Here is a 17,978-nt window from a genome sequence, read left to right on the forward strand (position 1 = left end):
CAAATGAAACGCCTCAGCCCTCGCGATATATTAAAAGTCTAGGGCTGAGGAGTTACATCATGAACAGACTAACAATGGAGGCAGCGATCGCTTATGCGTCGCTTAGATCATCTGTACTTCTAGGATTGACACTATTGGCGGCGATCGCTTTCAGTCAACTGAACGCCACCTTATTCAACAATAATTTACTCTCTTTTTTAAGAAACAGAAAGCCTGCACAGGGTGAACTCTACTTTTCACTGAAGCCCGTCAATATTGAGCATGCGGGAAAAATTCTGCCGATTGGCTGCCATCTGATTACCCCTAGAAAGTTTTATACGCACCACGGCATATACCTTGGCGGCGGGGAGGTCGTCCATTATTCCGGACTCAGCCGATCACTCAGACCGGGACCAATAGAAGTAATAAACCTGGAAAACTTTTCCAATGGCAAGCCTCTCTGGGTTATTCAAGAGCCGCGTCATTATTCCAGCGATGAAATCATAACTCGGGCTCGTTCAAGAATTGGCGAAACGCAGTATAAAATCCTCTCCAACAATTGCGAGCACTTTTGCAGTTGGTGTGTCAGCGGTAAAAGCTACAGCGCACAAGTCAATGCTTACTTTCATTGCCCTCGCTATCTTCTTGCATTGATTTCTACGCTAGAACCTCAATTAACTGCATAGGCTGCTCTCGGCTAAAAGTTTGACACCTGCGTCACCAACACAAGGATAAACGCCTGTGCTACACTTTTTCCTTCAATATCCTGCGAGTATCGTGCATGAACGGTAGTCCCCCATCCAGCGCTGCATCTAGTAATGGCTCTATTGTTTTCGTGGTAGATGACGATGCTTCCATCCGCGATGCACTAAGTAATCTTTTCCGCTCAGCCGGAATTCAAGTTCAGACGTTCGCGTCCACCGCGGAATTTCTCCAGCATCCACGCGCAGAGAGCGCTAGCTGCCTAGTCCTAGATGTACGACTGCAAGGTAATAGCGGACTTGAATTCCAGAGTCTATTGGCTCAATCAAATACGAATATTCCGATTATTTTCATTACCGGTCATGGCGACATCGAGATGTCGGTCAAGGCGATGAAAGCCGGAGCTGTGGATTTTCTGGTCAAGCCATTTCGTGAGCAAGCCCTTCTGGACGCGGTGTCGGCGGCGCTGCAGGCCGATGTCAAACGCAGGGAAAGTGAGCAGCAGTCTTCCCATTTGCATGCCGACTACCAGACGCTAACCGCGCGGGAGAAAGAAGTGATGGGCCTTGCTGTCAAAGGCTTGATGAATAAGCAGATTGCAGGACAAATGAACCTGAGCGAGGTCACTGTGAAAATTCACCGCGGGCATGCGATGAAGAAAATGCACGCGAAATCTTTTGCTGACCTCGTCCGAATGGCCGAGTCGTTAGGCGTTGGTCTGGACCGGTGAACGAATGTAATAGAAAGCCCGCCCTTGGTAGACGGGCTTTCAATCCGAGCCAGTGACCAGCACTATCATCAGGTCATTTGAAGCAAGGTCTGCATTACCGTGCTTTCTGTTGAGATGGTTTTCGCATTCGCCTGATAAAAGGATTGAGCTCTGACCAGTTCCACCAACTCAACTCCCATTTCTACATTGGACTCTTCCAGATAGCCCGATTCCACTGAACCCAAGATGCCGGTGAGTGGCGAGTCGTAACTGGGCTCACCCGATGCTCCACTTTCCTTCCAACTGGTGCTGCCGACAGGCGTCAACCCCTGATCATTGTTAAAGCTAGCCAGTGCCACCTGACCGATAGGCGTGCTCTTCTCATTGCTATAGTTGACGAACAGCGTGCCTCTTTCGTCGATCGTGATACTGGAGATATGTCCAACCTGATAACCATCTTGGAATTTGCCGATCTGAGAATAATCAGCGCCAAACTGGGTGGTCTTAGCCATGTTGAACGCTACGCCTCCTTCATTAGGAGATGCGCCGTTAGCCGTCCAGACACCCTCTTTGACTGAACCTGGCACCCATGCGCCCGCTCCCGTACCTCGCAAGGTAATTGTTGTGCCAGTAACATCTAGTGGGCTGGTGGCCGGAGGAGGAGGTGCCGTAATACCGGTTAGCAGGCCTTGCGCATTGAAGGTCATAGTCATCGGTGCTTGCGTCGCTTCGCTGAATACCGACCCGTCAGGGTTACGGCCGTCGACGAGAGTGTAGGACTTCCAAGTATTGGCTCCGGTTTTCACCATGTACTGATCCACCGAATGGTTGTTGCCCTGACTGTCGTGAATCGCACTGGTGAAGACGTCGGAATAGCTGTCTGACTTGGTGGGGTCGAAGGGGTGCTCGTCCTGTTTAATTTCGGGATCGGTGGACTTCAGGTTGCTTGTCGAGGATACCGTGGTGGTCGCTTTTGGGGACATATCCGCTGTGCTGATTTGTAAGTCAGTCAATACACCCGTCCGGATCCCACCGTTAGCATCCAGCCCATAGCCTTGCAAACGAGAGGTCCGGTCGGCTGTGGTGACATAGCCGTTGCTGTCAGTGGTGAACGCGCCAGCGCGTGTGTACGCCAGAGATCCCTGGTTATTCAACACAAAAAAGCCCTGCCCCTGTATCCCTAAATCAAGAACGTTACCCGATCCACCGCTCATCCCGCCCTGGCGAAAATTCTGCGAGACAGCCGCCAGACGCACCCCATTGCCGACCGCGTTGCTACCAGAACCGAAACGCGCATCGGAGTACACATCTGAAAATTCAGCACGGGAGGCCTTGAACCCCACAGTACCAGCGTTAGCAATGTTATTTCCCGTGACTTCCAAGCGTTTGTTGGCTGCACGAAGACCACTAAGGCCAATATTAAATGACATGGTTAGTTCCTTCAGCAAAGTTTATAAAAAAGAAAACCTCATGGCTTGCACGACAAACAGGCCCGATCTTCACAGGCAGACCCAACATTGACGACGTGTGACATTCAAGGACTCAGATGCTAATCAGGTCTTGATCAGCAAGAAATGACTATTTTCCCTGTTAAACAGCCATTTTCTTCACAGTCGCACGAACCCAACACCCTATTGAATTGCCGTAGCACAAGGATCTGACTAACGCCTTTGCATTTATTGCTGTGCACACCTTCGCGTTTTGCCGATATTGCCCATCTTTAACATCTGTTTAAAAACGCAGAGCATTTTCAGATTTAGAAACTATCATCGGCTGTACCGTCCCCTCCTTTGCCAACTCGATTAATTCGTCAAGGGGCCACAAAAAAGGAAATTGTTGTAAATTGACCTCTATCCAAAACTCCTTCCCGCTTAACTTCAGTCGCCCGAAAATAGTACTTCTCGTTGCCTTCCCGGGCATGGGGCTTCTTGATCTGACCTGCCCGCAAACAACATTCTCGCTGGCATCGCAAATCAGGGAAGCGCGCGGTTTTCCCGGTTACACCTGCACGACCGTGAGCATGAAAGGTGGCTTGGTGAAGAGCATTGAGGGGCTAGAGTTCAGCACCGTTTCCCTTGAGCAGTGGCGCGAAAGCGAGGTGGACACAGTGCTCATTTCGGGCAGCCCGCCGGTGACGACCCCGCTCGACCATTTGAATAGCCTGATTAACCGGCTTCGAGAGATCGTGCCGCATGCACGACGGATCGTTTCGCTGGGCACAGGCACATTTGTATTGGCTGAAGCAGGGCTTCTGGATGGCAGGCGAGCGACGGCCCATTGGGAGTGGCGCGAGTTGCTGCAAAGCCGCTTTCCCGCCATTGAAGTCGATCCGGACGCCATCGTTGTGCAAGCCGGCAAATTCTGGACTTGCGCAGGTTTCACCGCAGGAATCGATCTCGCTCTGGCGCTGGTCGAGGCCGACTGCGGGCGAGCAGTAAGCATGGAAGTGGCCGCGAAGCTCGTGACTTATTTGAGGCGGTCCACCGGGGAATCACAGCTCAGTGCCCTGCTGATAAGCCAGATGCACGACGCACCGACCTTTGATAAGCTCCACGTGTGGATGGCCAGCAACCTCAGCCACACAGGCCTCGGGGTAGATCAACTGGCACAGCAGGCGAACATGAGCCTGCGTAATTTCGCAAGAGTCTATAAGCAGAAAACCGGCAGGACGCCCGCGAAGACCCTGGAAAACATGAGACTCGAACTTGCTCGACGACTCCTGGAAGAAACCGACAATCAAATTGAACTCATAGCCCGGCAGTGCGGGTTCGGCGACGAGGAAAGAATGCGCCTGACGTTTCAGCGAAACCTGGGATTATCACCAACTGAGTACCGCAAACGTCGTTGCGAATAACTAACTATCCATAGTCAAGGTGTTTCCATTTTTACCCGTCCGTAGGTTTAGATAGCACGATTATTGGCTTTGCAATGATGAGAACCGCGAAGCATTCCCGAACAGGTTGAAATGAGACAACATAGGAAACTTCGTAGTTATGTTCGACAGCAGAGCCGATAAATACAATTCGGCAGATTTGGATATTTCATCGGCTGACCGCGACTGGACCGGAATATTGGCTCAAGTGCTCAGCCATAGCGGTGGAGTCATATCCAAAAACTCGGCGCAGCCGGTTACTGAACTTGTTATCGACCCCCAGGGTGACAGCCGCACGATTGTGACCCGCAAGGCATACGATATTCTTGAGAGGACGCCAACCACGCGCGGCATGAGCTGGATTTGTCCCAAAGGCATTCAGGAAGATCTGGTTGAGTTATCAAGCCCGATGCCTGGACTTCTGCATCTCTACCTGGAACCGCATCATTTTTCCTCGCCAGCCCTCGGCGATCATTTCGATGGAAGCGAATTCACAACGATCCGTTTCGAAAAGGGTTTTGGGGACGAACTCATCGCGCACATCGGCTACGCGATTCTTGCCGAGTTGCATAATCCCACCGCCGCCGGGCGCCTCCTAGTGGAAACCCTGGCCTGTTGCATCGGCGCGCGATTGATCCAGAGATTCACATCGACCAGCCCCGCTCGCCTGTCGTCACTGGAGGTGACACCGGACCTGGGTATCAAGCGAATTCGTCACGTTATGGACTATGTCGAGGACAACATAGAAGCGCCCATCAGTCTTGATGATCTGGCGAGCGTGGCATATTTGAGTCGATTTCACTTCGCCCGCTCATTCAAAAAGGTCACCGGCAAGACTCCTCATGAGTACGTCAATGATCGCCGAATGGAACGGGCCAAAACCCTTTTGAGACATCGAAACCGGTCTTTGACCGAGGTGGCGACGGCTCTGAATTTTTCTTCTTTATCAACGTTCAGCCGGGCGTTTCGCCAACATACAGGCCTGACTCCCAGCCAGTTTCCCAGAAGCGTTCACGACAGCGACATAACCGGTTAAAGTCGACTGTTACCGAACTTTCAATCTCAGAGTGAGTTGTTCACCCTGGCAGCCAGTTCAGTACTTCCCTCTGAACGAAATCCGTAAATAGCTTGACCCTGACTGGAGTGTTAGCGCCGTAGGCATGCACCGCGTGCAGATCGAGTGAGGGCAATGGGCGCTTTTGCAATAGCTGCACCAGACGCCCTTGATCCAGATCCTGCTGAACAGTGCACCTCATCAGATACGCGACGCCCATGCCGCCTAACACTGCCGTTCGAAGTGCGAACCCAGAATCAACCCCTACGCGGCCTTGTGGCAAGAGCGTTTCACCACTGTCGAAGACGATAGGCAACGTGCGCCCCCACAACTGATACCGCACGAATGGTAAACGCCGTAAATCCTCAATGGAATCAGGTTGCCCTTGAAGATCGATAAAACCGGGGGACGCCACCAAGACCATATCCATTCGAGCCAATTTGCGCGCCCTGAGGCTGCTGTCGCTAAGTAATCCCACCCGATAGATGACGTCATACCCTTCGCTGATCAGATCAACGTGGTGATCGAGCAAGGTCAGATCCAGGTCGATGGAAGGGTGGTCAGCTAAAAAAACCGAGTGAATCCTTGTCAGCATCAAACGACCTAACTCGCTCGGCATGCTCACCCGCAAATGACCTCGTGCATTGCCCGCGGGCCTGATCGCATCCGCTGAATCATCAAGTGCCTGCAACAACGGCGCCACACGTTCGAAAAATGCTTGCCCCTCAGGCGTCAAACTTAGCGTTCGGGTCGAGCGACGAAACAAAGTGGCGTTCAGTTCCGCTTCCAGACGAGCAATACTTTTGGAAATCGCCGAAGGTGTCGTTCCGGCATTGCGCGCGGCCGCGCTAAACGTACCCGCCTCTACCACCCGGACGAAAGTAATCAAGTTGCTCGAATGACTCAACAGATTGGACATAGGTGACTCCGGAGCACAACAGATGTGCCCTGCTCAGGACTGGTGGGGGTAAAACTGCGCCGCATAATACAGCGCTATATCAAATCTTGGAGTCATCATATGAAACGTCTTGAAGGTAAAGTTGCCGTCATTACCGGAGGCAATAGCGGAATAGGCCTAGCATCGGCATGCATGTTTGCCCAAGAGGGTGCGCAGGTAGTCATAACGGCTCGGCGTAGAGACATTCTTGACCAGGCCATCGAGGTCATTGGTCATGGCGCGATTGGTATTCAAGGCGACGTCGCGAGTCTGGAACATCACGCCAGTGTCGCAGAGGAACTCAAGCGACGCTTCGGCGGGTTAGATATTTACATGGCCAACGCCGGTGTGATCACCCTTCAGCCCACTGCCGAAGTCACACCAGAAGACTATGACGCGCAATTCAATATCAACACACGGGGCGTCTTCTTCGGCGTTCAGTCAATCGCGCCACTGCTACACGACAATGCCAGCATCATTCTGACCAGTTCGTTGGCCGCGACCAAAGTGCTGGATGGACATGCTGTGTACGCTGGTTCCAAAGCAGCAATCGCTGCCTTTGCTCGTAATTGGGCGCTCGAACTGCGTGCACGTCGCATCCGCGTAAACGTGTTAAGCCCTGGCCCTGTTGACACGGCCATCATTGGAAAACTCGGTATTTCGGATGAGCATCGTCCAGACTTTTTGAAGCTCATGTCCGATATGATCCCAGCTGGGCGACTGGGCGATGCTGAGGAACTGGCGCGTGCCGCACTTTTCCTCGCCTCGACTGATAGCGCATTCATCAACGGTATCGAATTGCATGTAGACGGAGGAATGTCGCTCGGCTGATGTCTCCAGCAGCTTCAATGCACTAGCCTGCTACTCTCTCAGCCACAGACCTTTAGCAAAAACAGGACGGCGTCAGGATGACTACCTTGACGCCCTCAAAGCCTGATTATTATGCATCGCAATGCGCAGCGCCGGCACAACCGGGAACTCGATCGGTTCACTAAAAATTGCACAGCAGCGGGAGCGCAACCAGCGCTCCCCCGAGTCTTTGTGCATTGCGGCACGCCAGACCATGGAAAGCTCCTCTGCCGGCAATTGCAGCGGCGCCGGCTCGGCTCGCAGGGTGCCGCTCGAAGCCATCGCCTTTGCGACATAGTCCGGCACGATGGCGAGCATGTCACTGTTCGCCAGTAACACCGGCAACGAACTGAACTGAGGGATCGTCAGCGCAACCCTGCGCTGACGGCCCATCAGGCTCAGCGCAAGATCAGTGGCATCGGACGTTCTTCCCATCGACGACACGAGAGCATGGGGACGCTGGCAAAACTCATCCAGCCCCAACGGGCCTGGCCGGTTATCGGTACGTAGCAGCATCGGCCGGATCGGCCGCAAGGCTTTGCGATGTGCATTGGCCGGCAGGTCAAGGGTGAGACTGATGCCTATGGAAATTTCGCCGCTCATTAACATTTGCGACATTTGCCGGTGGTCGGCTCGCCGTACGATCAGCGTGATGTTCGGCGCCTCAATCCGTAGTTGACGGAGCAGGCGTGGCAGTAACGAGTACTCAACATCATCGGATAGTCCGATTTGAAAAGTGACGTTACTGGTGCAGGGATCGAACGACTGGCAACGACTTAACGCAGCCGCAATGCCGTCCAGTGCAGGCACCAGATTGGAAAAAATCTCCAGGGCCCGCGCGGTCGGCTCCATACCTCGCCCTGCTCGGATGAACAACGGATCGTCGAACAGCACCCGCAGGCGACTAAGGGCCGCGCTGATGGTGGGCTGTCCAAGGAATAGCTTCTCACCAACACGGCTGACATTACGTTCATGCATCATTGTCTCGAACACCACCAGAAGATTGATGTCAGCACGACGCAGCTCGTTTCTGTTCATGATATTCGCCACCCGGCACTGGGCCATTGAGTTTGGTGATGTGCATGAATAGATTATTGGCGCGATTGAAAAACGTCTGTCGTACATGAGGACAGCTCGGTCATTCATTAGCAGTGCTCACTAACACCTGGGTATAACCAACGAATGAAAAAAGCTACATAATGGTGTCTTCTGGCTTTGACGAGCGACTTTTCGCATGAGCGACTTGGCCGAAATTACGGTTTTGTTGTCCTTAGAAAAAGGGAAACGTTGCGTTTAGCATAGGCATTCGATTGTTCGTTTCGGGCTAAAAATATCGAACTGCGCATGATCGAGTTCAATCAAAAACAACTACCTTCCTACGCAGCACCCGTTTCATGCGAAGAGGTTTGCAACGAAAGTAACGACCCTTTGGGAAAATTAAATGAACGAGCATCATCCCCATCCTAAAACCAGCCGCAGTGAACCTATCGTTTTCATAATCGATGACGACGCTCCTTTGCGTGAATCACTGGGTAGCCTGTTGCGCTCCATTGGACTGCGAGTCGAACTGTTCGGCTCGGTCGCCGACTTCATGAAATTCAACCGACCGGAGATACCAAGCTGCATGGTGCTGGACGTACGTCTGCAAGGCAGCAGCGGTCTTGATTTTCAGAATGACCTGGCCGACGCCAACATCAAAGTACCCATTGTCTTCATCACGGGACACGGTGATATCGCCATGACTGTGCGGGCGATGAAAGCCGGTGCAGTGGATTTCCTGACCAAACCGTTCCGCGAACAGGACTTGATAGATGCCGTAAGCGCAGCCCATACACGGGATAAAAACCGTCGCGAAACCGAGCGCTTTGCTGTGGATTTACGCGGGCGACACGATACGCTGACGGCCCGTGAGCAAACTGTCATGAGGCTAGCGGCCTCCGGTCTAATGAATAAGCAGATTGCCGGTGAGATCGGCTTGAGCGAAATAACCGTAAAGATCCATCGCGGCCAGGCGATGCGCAAAATGGGGGCTCGCTCATTTGCCGACTTGGTACGAATGGCCGAGGCCATATCGGCTTTTACGTCAGAGCAATGACTATACCCACGTATACAGCGGTCCCTTTCACAAGAGTCTATCTTGCCCTGATGGCGGACGACCTTCAGGCGTGTCCGCCTCCAGGCAGAACCTACCGAATGCACAATGACGCGATCACTTCTGTAGTTAAAACGCTTAGAAGCCGTGACCGCAACGAGCCGTTTTGCATACCTTCGTATAACCCGTTAACACCTACTTATGCCCTCGCTGACCTCATGTAGCAGTGTTTCATATACCGCCGCCGCATAACATCTCCTGACGAACACACAGCACGACGCCGGTGCTGAATTGCAACACTTTTTACTGCCCTCGATTACTCTTCAGGAGTTAAACAATGAAACAGCAAATTTTGATTGTCGGTGCAGGATTTGGTGGCGTTTGGAGTGCATTGAGCGCCGCCCGCCTGTTAGATATACATGGCCGGAATGACGTCGAGATCACCGTTCTGGCGCCTCAAGCGGAGTTGCGAATTCGTCCGCGGTTCTATGAGCCGAACGTCCACAACATGAAAGCCCCCCTGCTCGACTTGTTCGACGCAGTAGGTGTGAAATTCGTGCAGGGCATTGCCGAAGTCATTGACGAAAACAACAGCCAGGTCAGCTATAGGGATACCTTGGGTAGACAAGGGCAATTGAGATACGACCGGTTAGTACTGGCAGCGGGTAGCCAATTGATGCGTCTGCCGGTCGAAGGTTTGCTCGAGCACGCGTTTGATGTCGATCAGATAGAAGCCGCCACACGTTTGGAAGCCCACATCAATTCACTCAACAATGTACCCGCCAGTGCCGCCCGCAATACCGTTGTAGTAGTGGGCGGCGGTTTTACCGGTATCGAAACGGCAACTGAAATGCCTGCGCGCCTGCGTGCTTCACTGGGCGAAAACACCGACATCCGGGTGATCATCGTAGACCGAGGCCCGCAAATCGCCGCAGCCATGGGCGACGACATTAGCCCATTGATTGTCGAGGCGTCCGAGCATTTGAATATCGATTGGATTCTCAATTCCACCGTGGCCTCGATCGACGCCAATGGTGTCACTCTGGGCGATGGCACGCGTATCGAGTCCAACACCGTGATCTGGACCGTAGGCTTCCGCGCAAGCCCGCTGACTGAACAAGTGGAAGGCACTCGTGATCTTCAGGGGCGGCTACATGTGGACAAGCACTTGAAGGTACTGGGTAGAACTGACGTGTTTGCTGCAGGAGACGTTGCCTATGCCGCGACGGATGAGGCAGGCAACTTTACGGTAATGTCTTGCCAGCACTCCATCGCCTTGGGCCGTTATGCCGGCAACAACGTTGCCGCCGACCTGCTGGGTGTGGAACCGATGACTTACAGCCAACCCAAGTACGTCACCTGTCTCGATCTGGGTGCCTGGGGAGCCGTATTCACCGAGGGATGGGATCGCCAGGTCAAACTGATCAAGCACGAAGCCAAGGAACTCAAGGCGCAGATTAACTCGATGTGGATCTATCCTCCGGCGGCTGATCGCGCAACGGCACTCGCCGCCGCCGACCCGCTGATTCCGGTGGCATGAAAAGACTGATTCTGGAGTGGTTGCCGATCATAATCCGGCAACCGCTCACGTAGTGTCAGTCATGATCTAAACGCCAACTGCGGATAGTCGACATGTATGGCTTTTTTGAAAATCCGTATCGGGCGCTAAGACTGTCCAACAGTCTTTTGCTCGGTGGGCTATTCACCTTGATCCTTGGGGCCGTCGTAGCCTATGGCGTTGACCAGTACGTATTGCTGCCCTACCTGATAATTGCCCATACCATGACGATTCTGGGACCGACTGCTATCAAACTGGGATATGTATTGCGCCTCCTGACCCTGAAACGTTTGCTATCCCTTCCCGCGTCATGATTTGAAATTGGATACCGACATCCCGGCCAGTTTTCCTTTCTGAACTGGGACATCTTCCAAGCGCCCGCCACACGTTTTCTTGGCGGGCGTTTTTTTGCCTGCTCGTTATTACGTTCAAGCCCGAATGTAAAGCTCGAACGATCTGGGTAATGCATGGGGATTGCTTTAATTGACCGGCTCATATGCCGATGCGCCGCGCTGCCAACACGCTTCCGCTTTGATAATGCTCGCATCCACAGCAAGTCCCTAACCTTTGACCAGACCGGCGTCCATGCGGCGACGCAGCAGTCCATTGAAAAAAGGAATCCCCAACCACTCGTTTTTATCAAAAAATCGGAACAGCCTCCTTCGGGACAATTCGAGGAGTTCCTGATTTTTTCAGTTTTCCACCCGCGCCGGCAGGTTTTAGCAGCATTTCGAAGGCCGAACGGGCCGACCTATAATACTGATAGCCCGGTGGCTCACACGGCTTTGGTTAGTCAAGCCTTTCCTGTATGGGAGCTAGGCGTTCCGAATGCACGGAGAAATGTGATGACAGCAGTGTTAATCCATTGATCTTGCTGCGCGCCGGACGGGATCGAATCCGGATGAGTCAAACATTGCATCTGCGCCTCGGAGCGCACGAGGTTCGTAAAGATACTGGCAGCGGTGTCAAGCCCTACGCTGCTGACGTCTAACTCTCCAATTCGAGTAGACCGTTCAATGTGCTGAGCAACTAGATTATTCATTGAGCTCGGCCCGACCACATAAAAATGGCGAGCAAGCTGCGGGAACCTGGGAGCTTCGCCGATTATCGCGCGGAAAAGCGCTAAGCCCGAAGGTGATAGAAATATCTCCATATAGGACCTGGCTAGAGTTGTCAGGATGTCACGCAGGTCATTCATGTTCATAGCGACCGAGTGCACTGCTTGGATCGCCCTTTCACACTCTGCTTCCACTACGGCTTCAAATAGTTTTTCTTTAGTGGGGTAATACGCGTACACGGTGGACTTTGATACGCCGGCGGCGCGTTGAATCATGTCGGTGGTAGCTGCGCTAAAACCGTGTGCCAAGAAGATCTCACGTGCTCCGGCGACAACCATTTTGGCTTTTGGGGAGATGGTATCGGAAGGGATGGCGGAAGTTGCCTGCATGCGGATTCCTTTGCCAGAGAGCTAGATGGTTGACGATGTGCCCGGCCAAGGCATGAGCACAGCAAAAATAGGGTTAATGATCTTCGGACCCATCAGTACAGTCAACCTTTACTAAGAGAATCACATACATCGCCATAGACATCGCAACGAATTTGACTATACCGTACCGATCGGTTTAGTCTAGATATTCTTCGAGTGAGAACTTTTTTCTCCCCATCAAGCGATGACGTGACGAGCGACATATGAGCATTATCCAGGCACCATCGGATGCGACTGAGGCACAGAAAAATGCCCTTCAATGCCGGCGTACAAAACTTCTTCGACTCGCAATGCTGGGCTTCGCGGCGGCTGGGCTTACGTACGCAGGATGGACATTGTTTTTTGCAGGCGATTTTGTGACGACTGAGAATGCCTACACGGCCGCCGAGAGCGCTCAGATCACCCCATTGATAGCTGGCCCCGTAAGAGAGGTCAGAGTCAGTGATACTCAATTTGTGAGAGCAGGTGATGTGTTGGTATTGCTGGATGATACTGACGCTCAGCTTAACGTTGCACGAGCACAATCTGAGGTGGCGCACACCGAGCGACAAGTCAGGGAGCTGCTGGGTAACGACGTAAATTATGCTGGTCAGATCAATTTGCGAAGCGCTCAGATTACTGCTGCACGCAGTGATCTATCTCGATTCAATGCCGCTTATGAAAAAGCTCTGATCGACGAGCGCCGTAGGCATAACCTAGCTGCGGTAGGAGCGATATCTCAGGAAGAATTAACCAACGCACAAACGCGCCTTCGTGAGGCGAAGGCCGCGTTGGATCAAGCCAAAGCCAGCATACGTGTTGCAGAGGCTGCATATGAAGCAGCAAAGGGGGCGAGGCAAGCAAACATGGCCCTCGTCGAGGATGGTTCGCTCAGCTCCAACCCGGCAGTATTGATGGCCAGGGCAAAGCTTAACCAAGCTAAAGTCAATCTGGAGCGTACTGTTTTGCGCGCGCCTTTTGACGGAGTCATCGCGCAGCGGGTAGTCGAAATCGGCCAGCAGGTGCAATTGGGGGCTCGACTAATGACTGTAGTTCCTCTCGACAAAATTTATGTTTATGCAAACTTCAAGGAAGGGCAGTTGAAGCGCGTTCACCCTGGTCAATCTGTTGAACTTACTGCAGATATCTATGGAGACAGCGTCGTTTATAAGGGAGTGGTTGTCGGTTTCGCAGGCGGATCGGGATCCGCGTTCTCGGCTATTCCGGCACAGAATGCTACCGGTAACTGGATCAAAGTTGTACAGCGTTTACCTGTTCGTATTTCTCTGGATCGCGATCAAATCATGCAGCACCCACTGCGCGTGGGGCTATCTATGCAGGTCAGTGTCGACGTCAGCGGCAAAGACGAGCCGAACTCTGTGGCAAAGCGATAACAACTATGAGTGCTACTAAACATTCCCCTTTGACCGGGGGTAATCTGTTTATTGCAGCTGTCGTGCTTTCACTCGCGAACTTCATGGTGGTTCTCGACACCACCATTGCGAACGTCGCAATGCCAACCATATCGGGATTCTTGGGCGTCTCAACGACAGAGGGGACCTGGATCATTACGGCATATGCAGTAGCGGAAGCTATCACCATCCCCCTTACCGGATGGCTGGTCCGCCAAGTCGGTGAAGTACGATTATTTACGATATCTCTCGTTTGCTTTGTTGTATTTTCTGTTTGCTGCGGTCTGTCGTGGTCGTTGGGAAGCTTGGTGATTTTTCGGGTGCTACAAGGTTTGGCAGGTGGGCCACTGATTCCACTTTCTTCAACGTTGATGCTCGCGGTCTTTCCAAGGGAAAAATCCCATATCGCACTTGCGTTATGGGGGATGATGACAGTCGTGGCTCCTATTTTTGGACCGATCCTCGGCGGAATTATTTCCGATAATTGGCATTGGGGCTGGGTTTTTCATATCAACATTGGATTCGGTTTGCTGGTCATGCTCGGTACGTTCAAGGTTTTACGAGGACGGGACGGACCGACCTGCCGCACAAGAGTTGATGGTGTGGGACTGGCGCTGCTCGCAATCTTTGTCACAAGTTTTCAATTCATGATCGATAAGGGGAGAGAACTGGATTGGTTCTCCTCTCCTATCATCACCGCCTGCGCGGTCATCTCAATAGCCAGCGTCATAATTCTGGTTATTTGGGAGTTGACCGAAGTAGAACCAGTGATTGATTTAAGCGTCTTCCGCTCGCGAAACTGGCTGGTTTCCACCGTAACACTGAGTTTGATGTTCGGTATATTTTTTGGAAACATTGTTTTAACCCCACTCTGGCTCCAGCAACAAATGGGCTACACCGCAACATGGGCGGGGCTAGCGACAGCTCCAATGGGAATACTTGCCGTCATAAGTGCACCTATTGTAGGAAGACTACTTCCGAAAGTTGACCCACGTTGGATTGTGACTTATGGCATGAGCGTTCTAGCAGTTTCATTTTTTATGAGAGCCCACATGACCTCCCAAGCCGATTATGAGACAGTTGCGCTTGCTATGTTCGTGTTGGGAGCGGGCATCCCCGCTTGCATGATAACACTAACATCATTGGGTGTTTCTGACCTGCCCAGTGAAAAAGTAGCCAGTGGCGCAGGCTTGCAAAATTTCCTAAGGGTATTGTCCATGGCTATTGGCTCTTCATTGACCCAAACCTATTGGGAACACATGAGTAAGGAAAATAGATCCGAACTCGTTGCTGTTATCCCCTCTGAGGCACAGCAAGAAATAATTGCCGGCGCGCTCGGAAACCATCTGACGCCCGAAAGTGCTACGTCGGTTTTTTCACGGCTAGTTGATGGGCAGGCGGTGATGCTCGCAACAAATGACTTCTACGCTTGGGCAACCCTGCTCATGATTTTATCGATCGGTGCAGTCTGGTTGATCAAACGGCCAAAAGGTCCACTGAAGGTCGCAGCTCATTAATATCCGGATAGTGTATACATTATATGGCTCTGGCAGTGCAGACGTACTTATGCAGCCATGAAAGGTGGAGCGGAAAAACGAAATGAGGTCCAGATCGGAGATCGTGCGTTGGCTGCTCGCCATTTTTTTGCAATGCTCCGAGACGATACTAAATTGAAAGGGCTGTTTGGCGTGTAACCTTATCTTAGTGACCGGAATATTCAGGATCACTGCGCGCGGCAGGGGAACCTTTTTAAGCGAAATCTGAATCATCTTAAAAATAGCGCGAATTTATAAAACCGCGTGTTTGCCACGTCGGCACCCTGCCCCGCTCTGAGACTGGCGCTTAGACGTTTGCCACACATTACGAATGGCAGTAATTGATCAGGCCCTGAGTACTCCAAACCGAGATCCACTAGGACCACGGTAACCCAAGAGTATAAGGATCAATCTGCAGGAGTTTGAAGCATCGAGTTTGTCTTCAGAAGACTTTAACACTATAACGATAGCAAACACATTACCGTCATCTGCTCGCGAGCTGTAACAATAGAGAACCAGCAACGCCTTCGGCAATAAAAATTTAAGCCCGCACACTCAACTGCCGGCGCGCTTTAAGGCCTCCGGTTGCAGCAGGAACTCTTACCACGGTGTTGAGATTTAACACCTATGTATGTAAGCGCAACACTGAGGTGCTATGTCGCTGTCTGCAGGTACAAATGTTACCTGCACTTAGTCGATGTACTCTGAGTACCCAGCAGATGACTTATTCGCCGTGTGTTAGACGGCAGGCCATTAAGGCTGTGTTTGAAAAGCTAATATTCAACTAGGCCCATACGAAAAGCCGATATGACGGCCAACTAGTTAGCTTAAACTTCCGAAAAATCATCACCCAATGACAACAATCATCGCTCACCTTTGGAGAAGCCTCGCCATGCCCGGAAAAAAACTCACATCCACTAATGGCGCGCCCGTCGTCGATAATTTTAATATTCAAACTGCTGGTCCTCGCGGCCCCGCTCTCTTACAAGACGTCTGGCTTTTAGAAAAACTTGCACATTTTGACCGAGAGGTGATTCCCGAACGACGCATGCACGCGAAAGGCTCCGGCGCATACGGGACGTTCACCGTAACCCACGACATCACTCGCTACACCAAGGCTAAACTATTTTCGGAGTTGGGCAAGCAGACGGCGATTTTTGCGCGATTCTCCACCGTTGCCGGCGAACGGGGTGCAGCCGATGCTGAAAGAGATATTCGTGGCTTTGCTTTAAAGTTTTATACTGAGCAAGGAAATTGGGATTTAGTTGGCAACAATACTCCAGTGTTTTTTTTTCGTGACCCGCTACGCTTTCCAGATCTGAATCACGCGGTCAAACGTGACCCGCGAACAGGGATGCGCAGCGCACAAAACAATTGGGACTTCTGGACGTCATTACCCGAGGCACTGCATCAGATAACAATTGTTATGAGCAATCGTGGTATTCCTCGGAGCTACCGGCATATGCATGGTTTTGGTAGTCACACCTTTAGTATGATCAACGCCAATAACGAAAGACACTGGGTGAAATTCACATTCAAATCAAGGCAGGGCATTGAGAATTTGAGCGATGAACAAGCACAAATACTGGTGGGTCGAGACAGGGAAAGTCATCAGCGCGATCTGTTCGAAAGTATTGAAGCGCGCAATTTTCCTTGTTGGACATTCTACATCCAGGTTATGACCGAGGCTCAAGCAGAAAGACACGCCGTCAACCCTTTTGACTTGACTAAGGTCTGGCCCCACCAAGATTACCCGCTTATAGAAGTGGGTTATTTTGAGTTGAACCGTAACCCGGAGAATGTGTTTGCCGAAGTCGAGCAGGCGGCATTTGCTCCATCCAATGTCGTTCCTGGTATAGGCTTTTCACCCGACCGCATGCTGCAGGCGCGCCTGTTTGCTTACGGTGACGCCCTGCGCTATCGCCTGGGTGTCAACCATCACCAGATCCCAGTGAATGCCCCCCGTTGCCCGGTCCACAGCTTCCATCGCGATGGAGCCATGCGCGTAGACGGCAATCACGGGGGACGATTGGCGTACACGCCAAACAGCGCTGACGACTGGGGCGATCAACCGCGTTGGTGTGAGCCACCCCTTAAGATATCCGGGGTTGCAGGGCACTGGGATCATCGTGTAGACGAGGACCACTTTGAGCAACCGGGTAACCTCTTCCGATTGATGTCAGCGCAAGAAAGACAAGCGCTGTTTGAAAACACCGCACGTTCGCTTGCGGGAGTCAGCGAGGACGTTCAACAACGCCATATTGCGCATTGCAGCAAAGCTGATCCACGATATGGTGCAGGGGTAACCAATGCACTGGCCGACCTGGACCTGAAAGCGCACCCGCCGCGGGCTGTGAACAAAAACCCGGAACAGGTCGTTGAGTTTGATTAACCCCAGTGCGTAATCTCTCGACGTAAGAGAAACCATCCGCAGCCCTTACTGGCAGCGGATTTCTCAATTGGCATCCCGCCGGCAGCGCGAAAAAATAGCTTCTCTACCCGCGACATTTGTCCATTCTGCAGTTGCGCAAAGCTCATACGGTACCACCGTAGGTGGACGAAGCATGTGACGCACTCGTGGAACAAAGCGCGAGCCTGTCTTTCGGTCATTCATCCAATCCAAATCATGGGGGAGTTTTAGGACTAGAACCGTTGCGCGCGAACCATCACCTTCTGCTCATTCAAAGGGCAGCACCGGGCCAAATCTTCACTTAAATCTTTAGATTCTCATCCCTACCCTAGTCCTCGCCTCTACGGTGGAAAAATAATAATGCGCCCGCGTCAAGCGTAGCTAGGCAATGTGGAGTGCAGAAT

Annotated in this window: 14 protein-coding genes; 10 read left to right on the plus strand and 4 right to left on the minus strand. The window is 52.1% G+C overall.

Annotation, left to right across the window (positions count from 1 at the left end; genetic code table 11):
• Window positions 1-59 precede the first annotated feature (59 nt).
• Window positions 60-665: a lecithin retinol acyltransferase family protein gene (locus GBC55_RS14850; RefSeq protein ID WP_162438096.1), complete on the plus strand. Its 606-nt coding sequence runs from the start codon at window positions 60-62 to the stop codon at window positions 663-665.
• A 95-nt stretch (window positions 666-760) separates the two neighbouring features.
• Window positions 761-1,411: a response regulator transcription factor gene (locus tag GBC55_RS14855; RefSeq protein ID WP_162438097.1), complete on the plus strand. Its 651-nt coding sequence runs from the start codon at window positions 761-763 to the stop codon at window positions 1,409-1,411.
• A 68-nt stretch (window positions 1,412-1,479) separates the two neighbouring features.
• Here the strand turns inward: GBC55_RS14855 and flgE are convergent, their stop codons facing one another.
• Entirely contained in the window at window positions 1,480-2,820 is a 1,341-nt protein-coding gene (gene flgE, locus GBC55_RS14860; protein WP_162438098.1) for a flagellar hook protein FlgE, read from the minus strand.
• Window positions 2,821-3,233: 413 nt separating this feature from the next.
• On the opposite strand from flgE, the gene GBC55_RS14865 reads away from it, so the two are divergent.
• Both GBC55_RS14865 and GBC55_RS14870 read left to right on the plus strand, forming a co-directional pair.
• Window positions 3,234-4,244: a helix-turn-helix domain-containing protein gene (locus tag GBC55_RS14865; RefSeq protein ID WP_218576859.1), complete on the plus strand. Its 1,011-nt coding sequence runs from the start codon at window positions 3,234-3,236 to the stop codon at window positions 4,242-4,244.
• 139 nt (window positions 4,245-4,383) lie between these two features.
• Window positions 4,384-5,298, plus strand: coding sequence for an AraC family transcriptional regulator (locus GBC55_RS14870; RefSeq protein ID WP_162438099.1), 915 nt, complete (start codon window positions 4,384-4,386; stop codon window positions 5,296-5,298).
• Window positions 5,299-5,338: 40 nt separating this feature from the next.
• Here GBC55_RS14870 and GBC55_RS14875 read toward each other — a convergent pair whose 3' ends face one another.
• Window positions 5,339-6,235, minus strand: coding sequence for a LysR family transcriptional regulator (locus GBC55_RS14875; RefSeq protein ID WP_162438100.1), 897 nt, complete (start codon window positions 6,233-6,235; stop codon window positions 5,339-5,341).
• Between the two features lie 99 nt (window positions 6,236-6,334).
• Between GBC55_RS14875 and GBC55_RS14880 the strand changes: the two genes are divergently transcribed.
• On the plus strand, window positions 6,335-7,084 hold the full coding sequence (locus GBC55_RS14880) for an SDR family oxidoreductase (protein WP_027618227.1): 750 nt from the start codon (window positions 6,335-6,337) through the stop codon (window positions 7,082-7,084).
• 81 nt (window positions 7,085-7,165) lie between these two features.
• Here the strand turns inward: GBC55_RS14880 and GBC55_RS14885 are convergent, their stop codons facing one another.
• Entirely contained in the window at window positions 7,166-8,140 is a 975-nt protein-coding gene (locus GBC55_RS14885) for a LysR family transcriptional regulator (RefSeq protein WP_162438101.1), read from the minus strand.
• A gap of 403 nt (window positions 8,141-8,543) precedes the next feature.
• Between GBC55_RS14885 and GBC55_RS14890 the strand changes: the two genes are divergently transcribed.
• Window positions 8,544-9,197, plus strand: a complete 654-nt coding sequence (locus GBC55_RS14890; RefSeq protein WP_027618225.1) for a response regulator — start codon at window positions 8,544-8,546, stop codon at window positions 9,195-9,197.
• Between the two features lie 334 nt (window positions 9,198-9,531).
• On the plus strand, window positions 9,532-10,734 hold the full coding sequence (locus tag GBC55_RS14895) for an FAD-dependent oxidoreductase (RefSeq protein WP_162438102.1): 1,203 nt from the start codon (window positions 9,532-9,534) through the stop codon (window positions 10,732-10,734).
• Window positions 10,735-11,545: 811 nt separating this feature from the next.
• On the opposite strand, the gene GBC55_RS14905 is transcribed toward GBC55_RS14895, so the two are convergent.
• Complete coding sequence (locus GBC55_RS14905; protein WP_051550502.1) at window positions 11,546-12,199, minus strand: TetR/AcrR family transcriptional regulator; 654 nt, start codon at window positions 12,197-12,199, stop codon at window positions 11,546-11,548.
• Window positions 12,200-12,441: 242 nt separating this feature from the next.
• Between GBC55_RS14905 and GBC55_RS14910 the strand changes: the two genes are divergently transcribed.
• From GBC55_RS14910 to GBC55_RS14920, 3 genes are all read left to right on the plus strand, one after another.
• Window positions 12,442-13,611 carry an HlyD family efflux transporter periplasmic adaptor subunit gene (locus GBC55_RS14910; protein WP_162438103.1) on the plus strand — a complete coding sequence of 390 codons (1,170 nt, stop codon included), beginning with the start codon at window positions 12,442-12,444 and terminating at the stop codon, window positions 13,609-13,611.
• Window positions 13,612-13,616: 5 nt separating this feature from the next.
• Window positions 13,617-15,146, plus strand: coding sequence for a DHA2 family efflux MFS transporter permease subunit (locus tag GBC55_RS14915; protein ID WP_162438104.1), 1,530 nt, complete (start codon window positions 13,617-13,619; stop codon window positions 15,144-15,146).
• 910 nt (window positions 15,147-16,056) lie between these two features.
• The gene (locus GBC55_RS14920; RefSeq protein ID WP_162438105.1) at window positions 16,057-17,556 is read left to right on the plus strand and encodes a catalase; all 1,500 of its coding nucleotides are present in this window, start codon (window positions 16,057-16,059) and stop codon (window positions 17,554-17,556) included.
• The last annotated feature ends 422 nt before the right edge of the window (window positions 17,557-17,978 follow it).

The sequence above is a fragment of the Pseudomonas sp. TNT3 genome, from assembly GCF_010095445.2.
Classification (GTDB): Bacteria; Pseudomonadota; Gammaproteobacteria; order Pseudomonadales; family Pseudomonadaceae; genus Aquipseudomonas.

What these genes read in the sequence shown, in the direction of transcription:
- GBC55_RS14905 (WP_051550502.1), bottom strand. Translation starts at nt 12,199, where the DNA reads ATGCAGGCAACTTCCGCCATCCCTTCCGATACCATCTCCCCAAAAGCC.
- GBC55_RS14885 (WP_162438101.1), bottom strand. Translation starts at nt 8,140, where the DNA reads ATGAACAGAAACGAGCTGCGTCGTGCTGACATCAATCTTCTGGTGGTG.
- GBC55_RS14880 (WP_027618227.1), top strand. Translation starts at nt 6,335, where the DNA reads ATGAAACGTCTTGAAGGTAAAGTTGCCGTCATTACCGGAGGCAATAGC.
- GBC55_RS14890 (WP_027618225.1), top strand. Translation starts at nt 8,544, where the DNA reads ATGAACGAGCATCATCCCCATCCTAAAACCAGCCGCAGTGAACCTATC.
- GBC55_RS14915 (WP_162438104.1), top strand. Translation starts at nt 13,617, where the DNA reads ATGAGTGCTACTAAACATTCCCCTTTGACCGGGGGTAATCTGTTTATT.
- GBC55_RS14895 (WP_162438102.1), top strand. Translation starts at nt 9,532, where the DNA reads ATGAAACAGCAAATTTTGATTGTCGGTGCAGGATTTGGTGGCGTTTGG.
- flgE (WP_162438098.1), bottom strand. Translation starts at nt 2,820, where the DNA reads ATGTCATTTAATATTGGCCTTAGTGGTCTTCGTGCAGCCAACAAACGC.
- GBC55_RS14855 (WP_162438097.1), top strand. Translation starts at nt 761, where the DNA reads ATGAACGGTAGTCCCCCATCCAGCGCTGCATCTAGTAATGGCTCTATT.
- GBC55_RS14870 (WP_162438099.1), top strand. Translation starts at nt 4,384, where the DNA reads ATGTTCGACAGCAGAGCCGATAAATACAATTCGGCAGATTTGGATATT.
- GBC55_RS14875 (WP_162438100.1), bottom strand. Translation starts at nt 6,235, where the DNA reads ATGTCCAATCTGTTGAGTCATTCGAGCAACTTGATTACTTTCGTCCGG.
- GBC55_RS14910 (WP_162438103.1), top strand. Translation starts at nt 12,442, where the DNA reads ATGAGCATTATCCAGGCACCATCGGATGCGACTGAGGCACAGAAAAAT.
- GBC55_RS14920 (WP_162438105.1), top strand. Translation starts at nt 16,057, where the DNA reads ATGCCCGGAAAAAAACTCACATCCACTAATGGCGCGCCCGTCGTCGAT.
- GBC55_RS14850 (WP_162438096.1), top strand. Translation starts at nt 60, where the DNA reads ATGAACAGACTAACAATGGAGGCAGCGATCGCTTATGCGTCGCTTAGA.